General features: G+C 65.3%; 14 protein-coding genes. 10 read left to right on the top strand and 4 right to left on the bottom strand.

Translation table 11 applies throughout. The annotated features are described in order from the left end of the window. Positions 1 to 5: 5 nt before the first annotated feature. The 4 genes from glk to H2509_RS03890 all read right to left on the bottom strand — a co-directional run bounded on the left by glk (position 6) and on the right by H2509_RS03890 (position 3847). Entirely contained in the window at positions 6 to 1052 is a 1047-nt protein-coding gene (gene glk / locus H2509_RS03905) for a glucokinase (protein WP_182162485.1), read from the bottom strand. Continuing rightward, a complete protein-coding gene (locus H2509_RS03900; protein WP_182162483.1) occupies positions 1049 to 1492 on the bottom strand; it encodes a methylglyoxal synthase in 444 nt (147 codons plus the stop codon). The genes glk and H2509_RS03900 overlap by 4 nt, the downstream gene beginning before the upstream one ends. A gap of 96 nt (positions 1493 to 1588) precedes the next feature. Beyond that, positions 1589 to 2542 (bottom strand): DUF1194 domain-containing protein, encoded by a 954-nt coding sequence (locus H2509_RS03895; RefSeq protein WP_235974671.1) that lies wholly within the window; start codon positions 2540 to 2542, stop codon positions 1589 to 1591. Between the two features lie 570 nt (positions 2543 to 3112). Beyond that, entirely contained in the window at positions 3113 to 3847 is a 735-nt protein-coding gene (locus tag H2509_RS03890) for a DUF1194 domain-containing protein (protein WP_235974670.1), read from the bottom strand. 711 nt (positions 3848 to 4558) lie between these two features. Here H2509_RS03890 and H2509_RS03885 point away from each other — a divergent pair. From H2509_RS03885 to H2509_RS03840, 10 genes are all read left to right on the top strand, one after another. Further along, complete coding sequence (locus tag H2509_RS03885; protein WP_209001779.1) at positions 4559 to 5542, top strand: sugar-binding transcriptional regulator; 984 nt, start codon at positions 4559 to 4561, stop codon at positions 5540 to 5542. 59 nt (positions 5543 to 5601) lie between these two features. Further along, entirely contained in the window at positions 5602 to 6570 is a 969-nt protein-coding gene (locus H2509_RS03880) for a BMP family lipoprotein (RefSeq protein WP_182162533.1), read from the top strand. A 107-nt stretch (positions 6571 to 6677) separates the two neighbouring features. After that, positions 6678 to 8207, top strand: coding sequence for an ABC transporter ATP-binding protein (locus H2509_RS03875; RefSeq protein WP_182162477.1), 1530 nt, complete (start codon positions 6678 to 6680; stop codon positions 8205 to 8207). After that, positions 8204 to 9310 carry an ABC transporter permease gene (locus H2509_RS03870; protein WP_182162475.1) on the top strand — a complete coding sequence of 369 codons (1107 nt, stop codon included), beginning with the start codon at positions 8204 to 8206 and terminating at the stop codon, positions 9308 to 9310. The genes H2509_RS03875 and H2509_RS03870 overlap by 4 nt, the downstream gene beginning before the upstream one ends. A gap of 12 nt (positions 9311 to 9322) precedes the next feature. Continuing rightward, positions 9323 to 10291: an ABC transporter permease gene (locus H2509_RS03865; protein ID WP_182162473.1), complete on the top strand. Its 969-nt coding sequence runs from the start codon at positions 9323 to 9325 to the stop codon at positions 10289 to 10291. Then, a complete protein-coding gene (gene cdd, locus H2509_RS03860; RefSeq protein WP_182162471.1) occupies positions 10288 to 10692 on the top strand; it encodes a cytidine deaminase in 405 nt (134 codons plus the stop codon). The genes H2509_RS03865 and cdd overlap by 4 nt, the downstream gene beginning before the upstream one ends. Beyond that, on the top strand, positions 10689 to 11504 hold the full coding sequence (locus tag H2509_RS03855; RefSeq protein ID WP_182162469.1) for a purine-nucleoside phosphorylase: 816 nt from the start codon (positions 10689 to 10691) through the stop codon (positions 11502 to 11504). The genes cdd and H2509_RS03855 overlap by 4 nt, the downstream gene beginning before the upstream one ends. Then, positions 11497 to 12273 carry a deoxyribose-phosphate aldolase gene (deoC, locus tag H2509_RS03850; protein ID WP_182162467.1) on the top strand — a complete coding sequence of 259 codons (777 nt, stop codon included), beginning with the start codon at positions 11497 to 11499 and terminating at the stop codon, positions 12271 to 12273. The genes H2509_RS03855 and deoC overlap by 8 nt, the downstream gene beginning before the upstream one ends. A gap of 1 nt (position 12274) precedes the next feature. Continuing rightward, complete coding sequence (deoA, locus tag H2509_RS03845; protein ID WP_182162531.1) at positions 12275 to 13600, top strand: thymidine phosphorylase; 1326 nt, start codon at positions 12275 to 12277, stop codon at positions 13598 to 13600. A gap of 15 nt (positions 13601 to 13615) precedes the next feature. Beyond that, positions 13616 to 14836, top strand: a complete 1221-nt coding sequence (locus H2509_RS03840) for a phosphopentomutase (RefSeq protein ID WP_182162465.1) — start codon at positions 13616 to 13618, stop codon at positions 14834 to 14836. Positions 14837 to 14859: the final 23 nt, after the last annotated feature.

Here is a 14859-nt window from a genome sequence, read left to right as displayed (position 1 = left end):
CCGGTTCAGGAGGCCGCGCGGTTCTCGCAATCCCGTTCCCACTTGCGGCCATTCAGTTCCACCGCGAAGAGCGACGGCGTACGGGCAAAGGAGGCAAGGCCCTCCAGCGCCGGATTGGCGTGGCGGACGAGGAAGGTGGGGATCGTTTTCATCAGCGCGGCATGCGGCGCCTTGGCCTCGAAGGAGGCGCGGAAAGCGCCGGTTTTCAGGTAGCGGTCGATCTTGGGGGCAATCCCGCCTGCCAGGAACACGCCACCGCGGGCAAGGAAGGTCAGCGCGAAATCGCCCGACACCCGTCCAAGCGCCCGGGCGAAAACCTCCATCGTGTGCAGCGCGACGTCATCGCCCGCATCCGCCGCGTCGGTGACGTCGGCGGGGCTTGCATAGCTGCGTTCGGCGCCGTCGGCCCTGGCGACCGCACGCGCGAGGCGCAGGAGACCGGCACCGCAAATGATCCGCTCAGCACCGATCCGCCCGTCCTGGCGCTCGATGAAGGGCCAGATCTTCTCGTCGTCCGCGCTGACCGGGCCCAATTCGACATGGCCGCCTTCGCCGGGAATCGGCACCCAGGTCTCGTGCGCATGCACCATGGCCGCCGCGCCGAGGCCGGTGCCCGGGCCGACCACCACCTTCGCGCCGAACGGCAGGGCCGTTCCGCCGCCGATCGCCTCGACGTCATTTCCTTCAAGGCCGGGCAGGGCGAGCGCCTGTGCCTCGAAGTCGTTCAGCACGATCACCGCGTCGAGGTTCATATCCTCCAGCAGGCGCTTCGGCTCGATCACCCAATTGGCATTGGTCAGCGGAATCCGGTCGCCGGTAACGGGGCCTGCGACCGCCAGTACCGCCGTGCGCGGCAGAAGCGAGGTCTTGTCCAGCACCATCGCGGTCGCCGCCTCGGCAAAGCCGGGATGGGCCTCGGTCGGGCATTGCCCGAAGACCTGTGTCGCCGCGTGGGCGTCGCTGACCAGGGCGAAGCGGGCGTTGGTGCCGCCGATATCGGCGATCAGGACGGGAAAACGCAGCGCGCGAAGGGTATTGGCTTGAAGCGTCATTGGCGGAGCTTGGAAATCTCGGGTGTCTGGGAAGAAGTCGCCAGGCCGGACAGCCGGGCGGAGCGAAGCAGGATCTCCGCCGTTGCCTGATTAAGAGCCATCGGGATGTCGTAGACAAGTGCAAGCCGCATCAGCGCCTTGACATCGACGTCATGAGGCATGGGCGTCAGCGGGTCGACGAAGAAGAAAAGCCCGTTGAGCGCGCCTTCGGCAATCAGGGCGCCGATCTGCTGGTCGCCGCCGAGCGGCCCGCTCTTCAGCGGGGTCACGTCCAGTTGGGGACAGGCTTCCTTGATGCGCCCGCCCGTGGTGCCGGTGGCCACGAGGCGGTAATCGGCAAGCTTCGTCGCGTTGCGCCGGGCAAAATCGACCATGGCGTCCTTCCTGGCGTCATGTGCGACCAGCGCCAGCATCGGCTTGGGACTATCGGCGTCTTGCATGGCTCAGGCTTTCAGGGAAATCGGGAAAGGATACCGGGTTTACCCTCTTGTCGAGGCACAATAAACCCCCTTCGCATCCACGGGTTTCCCGCCGGGCTACCGGTCGCCGTTCAGCATGCGCTGCATCCACAATTTCTCGCCGATCAGGCAGAAGGGGTCGTATTCCTGCGCGGCGCGGGTGACCCTGCCGTCCCTGTCCCCGTTTTCCGCCGGCATATCCGGCCAAATGCCTGGCTCGTGGCCCGGTTCCCGCCTCTGCTGCGGCCCGGACTGCCGTCCGGCAATCTCCAGCACCAGCTTGCGCCGGATCGCTTCGGGGAAAATTTCCGTATCGCGAACGGGGATCGAGAACGCGGCCGGCCCGCCGATCACGCAATCGGCGAAATAGCGGTCCAGATCCTCGATGTCGAACCAGCCGTAGACAGGACGTTTCAGCATCAGGGGCAACCCGTTGATCGTGATGCCCTTTTCCACGGCGGCGTCGCGCGCTCCCGGGGCGTTGCGGCCCTGGTTGTTCGGTCCGTCGCCGGAAATGTCGATGACTTTCCGATAAGCCTGGTGCGGAGCTTTTTCCAGCAGGTCGGCCGCGTGATAGAGGGCTTCGCCGATCGACGTGCGGTAGGCGCGCGATATCGGGGCTTCGGCAAGCGCGCCGGCGAATTGCTCGGCATCGTCGCGGTCGGCGATGATGTGCCAGTCGACCAGCACGCGCTGGGTGGTGGCGCCCGCCCACTCGGTATAGGCAACGGCAATGCGGCCGGTGAGGCCTTCACGGATCGCCATCAGCACTTCGTCCGATGTGATCGCCTCGATATAGCCCATTCGCTGCAGGCGCTGTTCGTCCTCGTCCATCGAATAGGAGATATCGACGGCAAGGACGAGAAGGAGGTCGACCTCCTCGGCCCGGGACTGGCCCGGCGCAATGAGGCCAAGGCTCGCTGCCAGCAGGCCGGTGAAGAGCGCCAGGACCTTGTCGCGGCGTGTGAAACTCCGGTCGCCGGGCCTCGGGAGCCGGCTTCGCATATACGAAAATACTGTACGCAGTCGCATGGCTCGGCTCCGTTCCCGGAGCATCGGCCTGACCGATGCCTCGATTGGCTCAAGCGCCATGCCGCCAATGACGGCTGCCGTTCCGAAACAAACCGGACCGACAAAGGCAGCATCCGCGCCCACGGCAAGAATGCATCGAATGTCATCCTGAACATATCCCGCCAAACCTGACTCGGGTCTGGCGACAAGGATATGCTCAGGATACCGATCCTTGAGCGATTTCTTGCCACGAAAGCGATCCCGCTTTCAGGACAAGCGCTCCAGGCAAGCTCTGCCCGCAATACTTGCAGGAGGAGCGAGCCCGATCGGCCCGAGTTCAATGCCGCACCGTTCAGTGTGGCAGAATCCGACGTTTCTGGCCAGAGCTTATTCGATCCACTCCCTGAATGCGATGGGCGCACTTGCGGCATTAAAGATAGTTATTTCAGATGGTTGCGGCTCGCGCACGGGGTCGGCGCATGCTTTCGCGCCACACCGTTGCGCCGACGGGCGCGGACGGCAACCGGAGCGCGGCGGAAATTTCGCACAATCATGCCGTGCGTTTCCGCCTGCTTCCGGTTTGCTCCAACCTCAATCGAAGAGAGCGCAGCTCACCCTTTCGCGGCCGGCCGCCGGCATGACGCGGGCATCGGAATTCGGCGACAGGCCCGCAATTTCCAGCACCAGCTTCATGCGGATCGCATCGGCAAAGCCTTCCTTCGACCGGACGGGAATGGCGAAGGCGCCGGGGCCGCCGATCACGCAATCCTCGTAGTAATGATCGAGGTGGAGAATGCCCTGCCAGGCGTTCTGCTCGTTCTTCATCATCAAGGGCAGGCCGTTGATGGTAATGCCGGAGGCAAGTGCGGCGTCGCGGCTCTCGGTGACCTTGCCGCCCTGGTTGTTCGGGCCATCGCCGGAAATGTCGATGACCTTGCGAAGGCCTTCGAATTCGTTGACCTGAACCATGGTGACGGCCTGGCCGAGGGCGGAAGCGATCGAGGTGCGCTGCTTCTGGTGCAGCGGTGCTTCCGCGACCTTGCCCGCGAAAGCCTGGGCCGTCTGCATGTCGCTGATCACCGCCCATTCGGCGACGACAAAGTGTTCGCCGATGCCGCCCCATTCCAGGTAGGTGACGGCGATACGGCCGATCGGGCCGAAACGGATCGCCTCCAGGACTTCCGGTGACGTCAGGGCGGCGACATAGCCGGCGCGCTGGATTTCCTGTTCGTCGCGATCCATCGACTGGGAGATGTCGACGGCAAGGACGAGCTCGACATCGACCTCGGTCGTGGCCGGTATCGCGCTTTGGTGAACGGGTCCCATACCGGCCGAAACCGCGGGGGCAATCATGAGAAGGAACGCAAAAAACGCAGCATTCAACTTGAAGATTACGCGTTTTATCGGATACGACTCGCACAAAGAATGCATAGGTCATTCTCCTTCTGCTTTACGAGCGCTCCTCCCCCTGTTTTCTCCGTTGACGTCGTTGGCTTTTCCTTTTCGAAACTCTTTCGATGCGACTCACATTGCGAAGTTTGATCCGTCTTTTACTGAGTCGGCAAATATAAATATGACTAAGCAACGACCGTGCCACAAGCGAAAGTCTCTACGAATCAATCTACATGGCATCAAAAGAAATTGCGCTTTCGTAATATTCCTGTACGGGTTTGCCCGAAATTGCGGCAACCGGTTACTTCAGGCCTGAGGGTTTTTACGGAAACTGACGCCTCTGTTTTGAGCAATTGCCGAAATAACTTGCGAAGAAGGATTAATTCTTACGAATTCGTGAACGGGTTTGGTATCCGCTTGTCGCGACAGGTTGGATTTGCGGAATCCGCCGGCAACGATTTGCCGATCTTTCACGTCGCATCCGGTGCGTTTTGGTCTGCCGGAAACAAATTCGCCGCCTGGTCGACAGGCTGCTTGACCTCTTCCCGGATTTCTGGTCTGAAAGAATTCTCAGCAGGTGAATAAATTTTCGCGAAGCCGCCGAAGACGCGGCCGCGGCGGACAGGCGGGGGAGCGAGGCCGGTCATGGCGGACGGCGAGAGCGACTGGACCACCAACATGGCGATCCGCGCCGCGTGGATGTCGTTCGTCGGCGGGGCGACGCAGGGCGAGATCGCCGAGCGCCTCGGCATGTCCTCGGCCAAGATCCACCGCCTCATCTCGCATGCCCAGAAGTCCGGTCTCGTCAGGTTCCGTGTCGAGGGGCGGCCGAGCGAATGCCTCGAGCTCGAAGGCAGCATCTGCGACGCCTTCGGCCTGTCCTCCTGCCTGATCGCTCCCGATCTCGGCCATGATGACGAGACCGCCGCAATCCGGGCGGTTGCGGAGGTGGCGAGCGCCCATCTCGCGAATTTTCTATCCAACGCCTCGGTTGCCCAGGTCGGCGTCGGCATGGGCCGCACGCTGAAGGCGACCGTGGAAGCGATGCCGAAGATCCAGCGGCCGGATTTGCGGGTGATTTCGATCTCCGGCTCGCTGACGCGCAAGCTTTCGGCCAATCCCTATGACGTGGTCCAGCAGATGGTGGAGCGCACGGGCGGCGAGGGATATTATCTGCCGGTGCCCTATCTTGCCGAAAGCGCCGGCGAAAAGGCGATGTTCCTGAGCCAGAAGAGCGTGCAGGCGATGCTGGATCTCGCCCGCTCCTCGGACCTCTTCGTGATCGGCATCGGCTCGATCGAGGACGAGGGTCATCTGGTGCGCCGCGGGCTGATCTCGCAGGCGGAACAGGCGCGGCTGATCGAGGACGGCGCCTGCGGCGACCTGATGGGCCGCTTTGTCGATGTCGATGGAAATCCGGTTCCCAACCAACTCGGCGAGCAGGCTGTCGGCCTGCATTACGACGAGGTTCGCGGCAAGCGCGTGGTGGCGCTGGCTGCGGGGATGGGGAAGCGGCTGGCGACGCTGGCCGCCTTGCGGACGGGGGTGGTCACCGATCTGGTGGCGGACGAGGCGCTGGCGCGCGCGCTGGCGGCCGAAATCGGCGTGAAACAGCGAAAGACAGCTTGAAGAAGCTTCGAATAAAACGGAGGTGGAACGTGAGGAAGATCGCAGCACTTGGAATTCTGATGGCAGGCAGCATCCTGTCGGCCTCGGCCTTCGCGGAGGATATCAAGCCGGCCGTCGCCTATGACCTCGGCGGCAAGTTCGACAAGTCCTTCAACGAGGCGGCCTATACGGGCGCGGAGCAGTTCAAGAAGGAAAGCGGGATCGACTATCAGGATTTCGAGATCCAGAACGACTCCCAGCGCGAGCAGGCCCTGCGCCGCTTCGCCCGCAACGGCATGAGCCCGGTCGTCGCCATCGGCTTCTCCTACGAAAACGCGCTGGCGAAGGTCGCGGCGGAATTTCCCGACACCAAGTTCGCCATCGTCGATGCGGTCGTCGATGCGCCGAACGTCCGTTCGGTGGTGTTCAAGGAGCATGAAGGCTCCTACCTGGTGGGCACGCTGGCCGCACTCGCCTCCTCGTCCGGCAAGGTCGGCTTCGTCGGCGGCATGGACATTCCGCTGATCCGCAAGTTCGCCTGCGGCTACAAGCAGGGCGCGCTGGCGGCCAAGGAGGGCGCGGAAGTGTTCGAGAACATGACCGGCACGACGGGCGCGGCCTGGAACGATCCGGTCAAGGGCGGCGAGCTTGCCAAGTCGCAGTTCGATCGCGGCGCGGATGTGATCTATCACGCCGCCGGCGGCACCGGCATCGGCGTGTTGCAGGCGGCGGCCGACGCCGGCAAGCTCGGCATCGGCGTGGACAGCAACCAGAACGGCCTCCATCCGGGCTCGGTGCTGACCTCCATGCTGAAGCGCGTCGACGTTGCCGTGGCCACCGCCTTCGGCGACGCCAAGGACGACAAGTGGACCTCCGGCGTCTACGTGCTCGGCCTCAAGGAAGGCGGCGTGGACTGGGCGCTCGACGACAACAACAAGGCGCTGGTCACCGAGGAGATGAAGGCGGCGGTCGAAAAGGCCAAGAGCGACATCATTTCCGGCAAGGTGGAAGTGCACGACTACATGGCCGACCAGAACTGCCCGTTCTGATTGGCAGGTGCGATGCGTCCGCCGGTCCGTCGGCGGACGCATTTTTCGTTGCTTCCGAATGAATCGATCCGGTGCGCGGCGCTGCCGCCGGCCGTGGAGGCGCTTTCATGACGCCCGCCATCGAACTGAAGAAAATCGACAAGAGCTTCGGCGCCGTCCACGCCAACAAGGCGATCGACCTCACGGTCGCCAAGGGCTCGATCCACGGCATCGTCGGCGAGAACGGCGCCGGCAAGTCGACACTGATGTCGATCCTCTATGGCTTCTACCAGGCCGACGAGGGCGAGATCCTGGTCGACGGCAAACGGGTCGACATTCCCGATTCCAAGACGGCGATCGCGCACGGCATCGGCATGGTGCACCAGCATTTCATGCTGGTGGAGAATTTCACCGTGCTGGAAAACGTGGTTCTGGGCGCCGAGGGCGGCGGCCTGCTCGGCCGGGGCGTGGCGAAGGCGCGGGCGGAACTGAAGCGGCTGGCCGATGACTACGATCTCCGGGTCGACCCCGACGCGCTGATCGAGGATCTGCCGGTCGGCCTCCAGCAGCGCGTGGAAATCCTCAAGGCGCTGTTTCGCGGCGCCGATATCCTGATCCTGGACGAGCCGACCGGCGTGCTGACGCCGGCGGAGGCCGATCACCTGTTCCGCATCCTGCGCGTGCTGCGCGACGAGGGAAAGACGGTGCTGCTGATCACGCACAAGCTGCGCGAGATCATGGCGGTGACTGACACGGTGTCGATCATGCGCCGGGGCGAGATGGTGGCAACCCGCAAGACGGCGGAGACCTCGATGACGGAGCTCGCCGAACTGATGGTCGGACGCCGGGTGCTTCTGCGGGTGGACAAGGCTCCGCGCGAACCGGGCCGGACCGTCATGTCGGTGCGCGACCTTACCGTGCGCGACAGCCGCGGCGTCGACGTGGTGAAAAACGTGTCGTTTGACCTGCGCGAAGGCGAGATCGTGGGCATTGCGGGCGTTTCCGGCAACGGCCAGTCGCAACTGATCGAGACGCTGGCCGGCATCCGGCATGCGGTCGCCGGCAGGATCGAGGTAAACGGCACGGCGGTCGATCCCACGCGGCGCGATATCGATCCCTCCAGGATTCGCGCGCTCAGTGTCGCCCATGTGCCGGAAGACCGGCACCGGATGGGCCTCGTCACCCGCTTCTTCGAATACGAGAACGCGATCCTCGGCTATCACCGCGATCCGGCCTACGGCAAGGGCGCGTTCCTCGACATCAAGGCGATCCGCGACGCCGCTCGCGGCGAAATCGAGAAATACGATATCCGCCCCCCCAACTGCCTGCTGAAGACGGCGAATTTCTCCGGCGGCAACCAGCAGAAGATCGTGCTGGCGCGCGAGATCGAGCGCGACCCGGCGGTGCTGCTGGTGGGCCAGCCGACGCGCGGCGTCGATATCGGCGCCATCGAGTTCATCCACCGCCGGCTGGTGGAACTGCGGGACGCGGGCAAGGCGATCCTGCTGATTTCGGTCGAGCTGGACGAGATCCGCTCGCTGGCCGACCGGGTGCTGGTGATGTTCGACGGGGCGCTGGTCGGCGAAAGGCCGCCGGAAACGGACGAAGGCGAGCTTGGCCTGATGATGGCCGGCGTTAACCGGGAGGCGGCGGAATGACTAGAGGAGCCCTGCCGCGCTGGGCCGATTACGGCCTGATGCCGGCACTCAACCTCGCAGCCGCGTTCCTGGCCTCGGGCCTCGTGGTGCTCTTCATCGGCGAGAATCCGGTCGAGGCGGTGAAGATCCTCGTCTGGGGTTCGCTCGGCTGGAACGAGGGCATTGGCTTCACGCTGTTCTACGCCACGAATTTCATCTTTACCGGGCTTGCCGTGGCGGTCGCCTTCCACGCCGGACTGTTCAATATCGGCGGCGAGGGGCAGGCCTATCTCGGCGGCCTCGGCGTGGCGCTCGCCTGCCTGGCGCTCGACCGTTACGTACCCTGGTGGGTGACGTTGCCCTTCGCGGTGCTGGGGGCCGCGGCGGCGGGCGCGGCCTGGGCCTTCGTGCCGGCGATCCTGCAGGCCAAGCGCGGCAGCCACGTGGTGATCACCACCATCATGTTCAACTTCATCGCCGCCTCGCTGATGGTCTATCTGCTCGTCAACGTGATGGCAAAGGCGGGCTCGATGCAGCCGGAAACCCGCACCTTCGAGCCGGGCGGGCGACTGCCGTTCCTGCAGGATGTCATTCCGGGCGCCGATTTCGGCACCGCGCCGCTCAACCTGTCGCTGATCGTCGCCCTCATGTGCTGCATGGCCGTGTGGGCGCTGATCTGGCGCACGAAGCTTGGCTACGAGATCCGCACCTTCGGCGCCAATCCGGTCGCTGCCGTCTATGCGGGCATCTCTCCGGTCCGCATCACCGTGGTGACGATGATGATCTCCGGCGGGCTTGCCGGCATGATGGCGATTAACGAGATCATGGGCTCGCAGCACCGGCTGCTGATCGAGTTCGTTTCCGGTTACGGCTTCGTCGGCATCGCCGTGGCGCTGATGGGCCGGGCCCATCCGGTCGGAATTATCCTAGCCTCGATCCTGTTCGGTATGCTGTATCAGGGCGGCGCGGAGCTGGCCTTCGAAAAGCCCGCGATCACCCGCGACATGATCGTGGTGATCCAGGGCCTCGTCATCCTGTTCGCCGGCGCGCTGGAGCATATGTTCCGCCCGGGGCTGGTGCGCCTTCTCGCGGCATTCCGGCCAACCGCCGCCCAGGCAGCCTGAGGAAAAGCGCCCATGTTCGACATGCTGATCCTCATTCTCGATTCCACCGTGCGGCTTTCCACGCCGCTGCTGCTGGCCTGCCTCGCCGGCCTCTATTCGGAGCGCTCCGGCGTCTTCGACATCGGCCTGGAGGGCAAGATGCTCGGCGCGGCCTTCGCCGCCGGCGCGGTGGCGGCCCTTGCCGGTTCCGCTTGGGCAGGCCTTGCCGCCGGTATCGCGGCTTCCATCGCGCTGGCGCTGCTGCACGGCTTTGCCTCCATCACCCATCGCGGCAACCAGATCGTCTCGGGCGTGGCGATCAACTTCCTGGCGATCGGGTTGACGGCGCTGCTCGGCCAGGCGTGGTTCCAGCAGGGCGGACAGACGCCGCGCCTGCCGCAGGAGGCGCGCTTCACCGACATTACCTGGCCCTTCGCCGACAGCCTGCGTGACGTGCCGGTGATCGGCGGTCTCTATTCGGAGCTATTCTCCGGTCACAACCTGCTGGTCTATGTGGCTTTCCTGAGCGTGCCGCTGACATGGTGGGTGCTCTACCGCACGCGCTTCGGCCTGCGGCTCAGGGCCGTCGGCGAAAATCCGGCGGCGGTCGATACGGCCGGCATTTCGGTGACGTGGCTGCGCTACCGGGCGGTGATCTGCACCGGTATCCTGTGCGGCGTGGCGGGCGCTTATCTGTCCACCGCGCAGTCGGCGGGTTTCATCAAGGACATGACGGCGGGGCGCGGCTTCATCGCGCTGGCCGCGCTGATCTTCGCCAAGTGGCGGCCTGTGCCGGCGATGTTCGCCTGCCTGCTCTTCGGCTTCCTCGATGCGCTGGCGATCCGCCTGCAAGGCCAACCGCTGCCGGTGATCGGGCAGGTGCCGGTGCAGGTCTTCCAGGCGCTGCCCTATATCCTGACTGTGGTGCTGCTTGCCGGCTTCATCGGCCGCGCCGTGCCGCCGAAGGCCGGCGGCGTCGCCTATGTGAAGGAACGCACATGAGCCGTTTCGACGAGTTGTTCGAGGCCGCGAAAAAAGCGCGCCTCAATGCCCACGCGCCCTATTCGCGCTTTGCGGTGGGGGCTGCGGTGCTGACCGACGACGGGCGCATCTTCGCCGGCTGCAACGTGGAAAACGCAAGCTTTCCGGAAGGCTGGTGCGCGGAGACGACGGCAATAGGCGCGATGGTGGCGGCCGGGGGCCGACGCATCGTGGAGGCGGTGGTGACCGCCGACGCCGCGCTTTGCACGCCCTGTGGCGGCTGCCGGCAGCGGCTTGCCGAATTCGCCCCCGGCGAGGCGAGCGTGCATGTCTGCGACACCGGGGGGTTGATGAAGAGCTTCCGGATGGCGGACCTGCTGCCGGCCGGTTTCGTGCTGCATGGAGAGGACCGCAAATCGTGACGAGCGGCTATGGCAAGGAATGCGCCGATATCGTGCAGGCGGCGCGCGACGGCAGCTACAAGGTGGGGATGATCCTGGGCTCCGGCCTCGGGCAGTTGGCCGACGAGGTCGAGGACGCGGTGCGCATTCCCTATTCGCACCTGACCGGCTTTCCCGTCTCGACCGTGTCCTCGCACAGCAGCCAGATCGTGGCGGGAAGCCTCGAAGGCGTACCTGTGGTGGCGCTTTCGGGCCGGGCGCATTACTACGAAAGCGGCCAGGCCGATATCATGCGCACGCCTATCGAGATGCTGAAGGCGCTGGGTTGCGACACGCTGCTACTGACCAACGCGGCCGGATCGCTGCGCGAGGATCTGGCGCCCGGATCGGCGATGCTGATCACCGACCATATCAACTGGTCGGGCATGAACCCGCTGATCGGCGAGGAGGACGACCGCCGCTTCCTCGACATGAGCCGGGCCTATGACGGGGAGCTGCGAGCCAAGCTGAAGGCGGCGGCGGAGGCGGAAGGGATCGCGCTCGGCGAGGGCGTCTACATGTGGTTCTCCGGCCCTTCCTTCGAAACGCCGGCGGAGATCCGCATGGCGAAGACGCTGGGAGCGGATGCGGTCGGCATGTCCACCGTGCCGGAGGTGATCCTCGCCCGCTATCTCGGCATGCGGGTGGCGGCGATCTCGACGATCACCAATTTCGGCGCCGGCATGCAGGCGCACGCGCTTTCCCATGACGAGACCAAATCCACCGCGCTGACGGCCGTGGACCGGCTGAAGCGGCTGATCCGCGCATTCCTGAAAGAGCTGAACGATGCCTGACTTCGACCCCAAAGCCATTGCCAAGCGCGCCCTGCCGCTCGTCGACCTGACGAATCTGAACGACGATTGCACGGCGAAGGATGTCGCGATCCTCTGCGACAGGGCGGTGACGGCGCATGGCAATGTGGCGGCGATCTGCATCTGGCCGCGCTTCGTGGCCGATGCCAGGCCGTTGCTTGCCGGTTCGGGCGTGAAGATCGCGACGGTGGTGAACTTTCCCCATGGCGGCGAGAAGACGCTGGAGGTGGTGGACGAGACGGCGAAGGCCGTGGCGGACGGCGCCGACGAGATCGACCTGGTGATGGCCTATGGCGCGTTCAAGGCGGGCCGTCCGGGTTTTGCCGAGGAACAGATCCGCCGCGTCAGGAAGGCGGCGGGCGAGGCGAAGCTGAAGGTAATTTTGGAGACGGGCGAGATCGGCGATCCGCTGCTGATCCACGCCGCCTCGCAGCTTGCCGTCGATGCGGGCGCTGACTTCATCAAGACCTCGACCGGCAAGGTGGCGGTGAACGCGACACCGGAGGCGGCCGAGATCATGCTTACCGTGATCGAGGAAAACCGCAGGCACGGCCGCATCGATGTCGGTTTCAAGCCGGCCGGCGGCATCCGCACCATCGCCGACGCCGGGGCGTATCTTGCGATCGCCGACAAGATCCTGGGGGCGAACTGGGTCTGCGCGCAGACCTTCCGCTTCGGCGCGAGCGGGCTGCTCGACGCTTTGGTTGCCGCGCTCGACGGGACGGCCGCGCAGCTTGGCGAGGGCTATTGAGATGCTCGCCCAGGAACTGATCCGCCAAAAGCGCGACGGCAGGCGGCTGGCGGGCGCGGAGATCGCCCATTTCGTCAAGGGGCTCTCCGACGGTTCGGTGAGCGAGGGGCAGGTGGCGGCCCTTGCCATGGCGATCTTCTTTCGCGGGCTCGATCTCGACGAACGCGTGGCGCTGACGTGCGCCATGCGCGACAGCGGAACGGTGCTCGACTGGTCGGATATCGGTCGCCCGGTGGTCGATAAACATTCAACCGGGGGCGTCGGCGACAACGTTTCCCTGATGCTGGCGCCGGCACTTGCCGCCTGCGGCGCGGCGGTGCCGATGATCTCTGGCCGTGGGCTCGGGCATACGGGCGGGACGCTCGACAAGCTGGACGCCGTACCGGGCTACAGGACGCAGCCGGACAACGCGCTGTTCCGCAAGGTGGTGAAAGATGTCGGCTGCGCCATCATCGGCCAGACGGCGGATCTTGCGCCCGCCGACAAGCGCTTCTACGCCATCCGCGACGTGACGGGCACGGTGGAGAGCATCGACCTCATTACCGCCTCGATCCTGTCGAAGAAGCTCGCCGCCGGGCTGCAGACGCTGGTGCTCGACGTGAAATGGGGTTCGGGCGCCTTCATGGCGACGCTGGAGGAGGCGCGGGCGCTGGCCGAGAGCCTGGTGACGGTCGCCAATGGCGCGGGCTGTCCGACGACGGCGCTTCTGACCGACATGAACGAACCGCTGGCCTCGGCTGCCGGCAACGCGCTGGAAGTGAGGAATGCCGTCGACTTCCTGACCGGCAAGGCGATCGATAACCGGCTTCATGACGTCACGGTGGCGCTTGGCGGCGAATTGCTGGCGACCGCCGGTATCGCCGGCAATGCGGAGGATGGCGCAAGGCGCATGCGCGACGCCTTCGAGAGCGGCTACGCGGCCGAACATTTCGGCAGGATGGTCGCCGCGCTTGGCGGACCCGCCGATTTCATGGAGCGGGCCGACAGCTATCTGGCGAAGGCGCCGGTGGAGCGGGCGATCTATGCAAAGCAATCCGGCACGGTGACGGCGATCGATACGCGGGCCGTGGGCGTGGCGGTGATCGAGCTTGGCGGCGGACGGCGGCGCGCGGAGGACGTGATCGATCCGTCGGTCGGTTTCAGCGACCTTGCCGGCATCGCCCATTCTGTCGACAGCGACGCGCCGCTGGCGATCGTCCATGCTGCTGACGAGGAAAGCGCCTGGCGGGCGAGCGAGGCGATCATTGCCGCCTATACGGTGGGCGAGGCGCGCGATGCGACCGATCACCCGGTTATCGCAGAGCGTATCGCTCCGAATACAAGATAATAAGGAATGACCAGAATGGCTCGCGCGATAGTGTGTGTGCTCGACAGTTTCGGCATCGGCGATGCGGCGGATGCGGCAAGCTTCGGCGATGCGGGGGCCGATACGCTGGGCCATATCGCGAGCGCCTGCGAGGCGGGCAAGGCCGACCGCGAGGGCCTGCGCGCGGGACCGCTGAGGATGCCGGCGATGGACCGGCTCGGCCTCGGCCGGGCAGCGGAGCTTTCGACGGGTCGCCATCCTGCGGGCCTGGATTTTGCCGGCGAGCCGAAAGGGCTGTGGGGCTACGGCATCGAGACCTCGCGCGGCAAGGACACGCCGTCCGGCCATTGGGAGATCGCCGGCGTGCCCGTCGCCTTCGACTGGGGCTATTTCCCCGATACCGAGCCCTGCTTTCCGGCCGAGCTGACGGAGGCTGTGATCCGCGAGGGGGAATTGCCGGGCATTCTCGGCAACAGGCACGCCTCGGGCACGGTGATCATCGAGGAACTGGGCGAGGAGCATATACGCACCGGCAAGCCGATCTGCTACACCTCCGCCGACAGCGTGTTCCAGATTGCAGCGCATGAGGACCATTTCGGGCTGGAGCGGCTCTACAGGCTCTGCGAAACGGTTCGCAAACTGGTCGATCCGCTGAATATCGGCCGGGTGATCGCCCGGCCCTTTGTCGGCGAAAGCGCGGCCGACTTCCAGCGCACGGCGAACCGGCGCGACTATTCGGTGCTGCCGCCCGAGCCGACCGTGCTCGACCGGCTGGTGGCGGCGGGGCGCCGCGTCTACGGCATCGGCAAGATCTCAGACATTTTTGCCCATCAAGGCGTCAGCGAGGTGCTGAAGGGAGCTGGCAACGACGCGCTGTTCGACAGGACGCTGGAGGCCATCGACAAGGCCGGCGACGGCGATCTGGTCTTCGCCAATTTCATCGATTTCGACTCTCTCTACGGTCACCGGCGCGACCCGGCCGGCTATGCAGCCGCACTCGAGGCCTTCGACCGCCGGCTGCCGGAACTGCAGGCGAAGCTGAAGGCCGGCGACCTGTTGATCCTGACCGCCGACCACGGCTGCGACCCGACCTGGAAGGGCACGGACCACACGCGCGAGCATGTGCCGATCCTCTGTTTCGGCCCCGGTATCGAGGGACGGCCGATCGGCGCGCGGCCGACCTTCGCCGATATCGGCGAGACGGTGGCGGCGCATCTGGGCATCGCGCCGGGCAGGCACGGGGCGTCGTTCCTGTGACGCGGTGATCTTCCGGCATTTCG

Source organism: Stappia albiluteola (assembly GCF_014050225.1).
In the GTDB taxonomy this organism is placed as follows: Bacteria; Pseudomonadota; Alphaproteobacteria; order Rhizobiales; family Stappiaceae; genus Hongsoonwoonella; species Hongsoonwoonella albiluteola.
This window is presented reverse-complemented; position numbering and strand designations above follow the sequence as displayed.

What these genes read in the sequence shown, in the direction of transcription:
- H2509_RS03875 (WP_182162477.1), top strand. Translation starts at nt 6,678, where the DNA reads ATGACGCCCGCCATCGAACTGAAGAAAATCGACAAGAGCTTCGGCGCC.
- glk (WP_182162485.1), bottom strand. Translation starts at nt 1,052, where the DNA reads ATGACGCTTCAAGCCAATACCCTTCGCGCGCTGCGTTTTCCCGTCCTG.
- H2509_RS03870 (WP_182162475.1), top strand. Translation starts at nt 8,204, where the DNA reads ATGACTAGAGGAGCCCTGCCGCGCTGGGCCGATTACGGCCTGATGCCG.
- cdd (WP_182162471.1), top strand. Translation starts at nt 10,288, where the DNA reads ATGAGCCGTTTCGACGAGTTGTTCGAGGCCGCGAAAAAAGCGCGCCTC.
- H2509_RS03890 (WP_235974670.1), bottom strand. Translation starts at nt 3,847, where the DNA reads ATGGGACCCGTTCACCAAAGCGCGATACCGGCCACGACCGAGGTCGAT.
- H2509_RS03895 (WP_235974671.1), bottom strand. Translation starts at nt 2,542, where the DNA reads ATGCGACTGCGTACAGTATTTTCGTATATGCGAAGCCGGCTCCCGAGG.
- H2509_RS03880 (WP_182162533.1), top strand. Translation starts at nt 5,602, where the DNA reads ATGGCAGGCAGCATCCTGTCGGCCTCGGCCTTCGCGGAGGATATCAAG.
- H2509_RS03865 (WP_182162473.1), top strand. Translation starts at nt 9,323, where the DNA reads ATGTTCGACATGCTGATCCTCATTCTCGATTCCACCGTGCGGCTTTCC.
- H2509_RS03900 (WP_182162483.1), bottom strand. Translation starts at nt 1,492, where the DNA reads ATGCAAGACGCCGATAGTCCCAAGCCGATGCTGGCGCTGGTCGCACAT.
- H2509_RS03840 (WP_182162465.1), top strand. Translation starts at nt 13,616, where the DNA reads ATGGCTCGCGCGATAGTGTGTGTGCTCGACAGTTTCGGCATCGGCGAT.
- H2509_RS03885 (WP_209001779.1), top strand. Translation starts at nt 4,559, where the DNA reads ATGGCGGACGGCGAGAGCGACTGGACCACCAACATGGCGATCCGCGCC.
- deoC (WP_182162467.1), top strand. Translation starts at nt 11,497, where the DNA reads ATGCCTGACTTCGACCCCAAAGCCATTGCCAAGCGCGCCCTGCCGCTC.
- deoA (WP_182162531.1), top strand. Translation starts at nt 12,275, where the DNA reads ATGCTCGCCCAGGAACTGATCCGCCAAAAGCGCGACGGCAGGCGGCTG.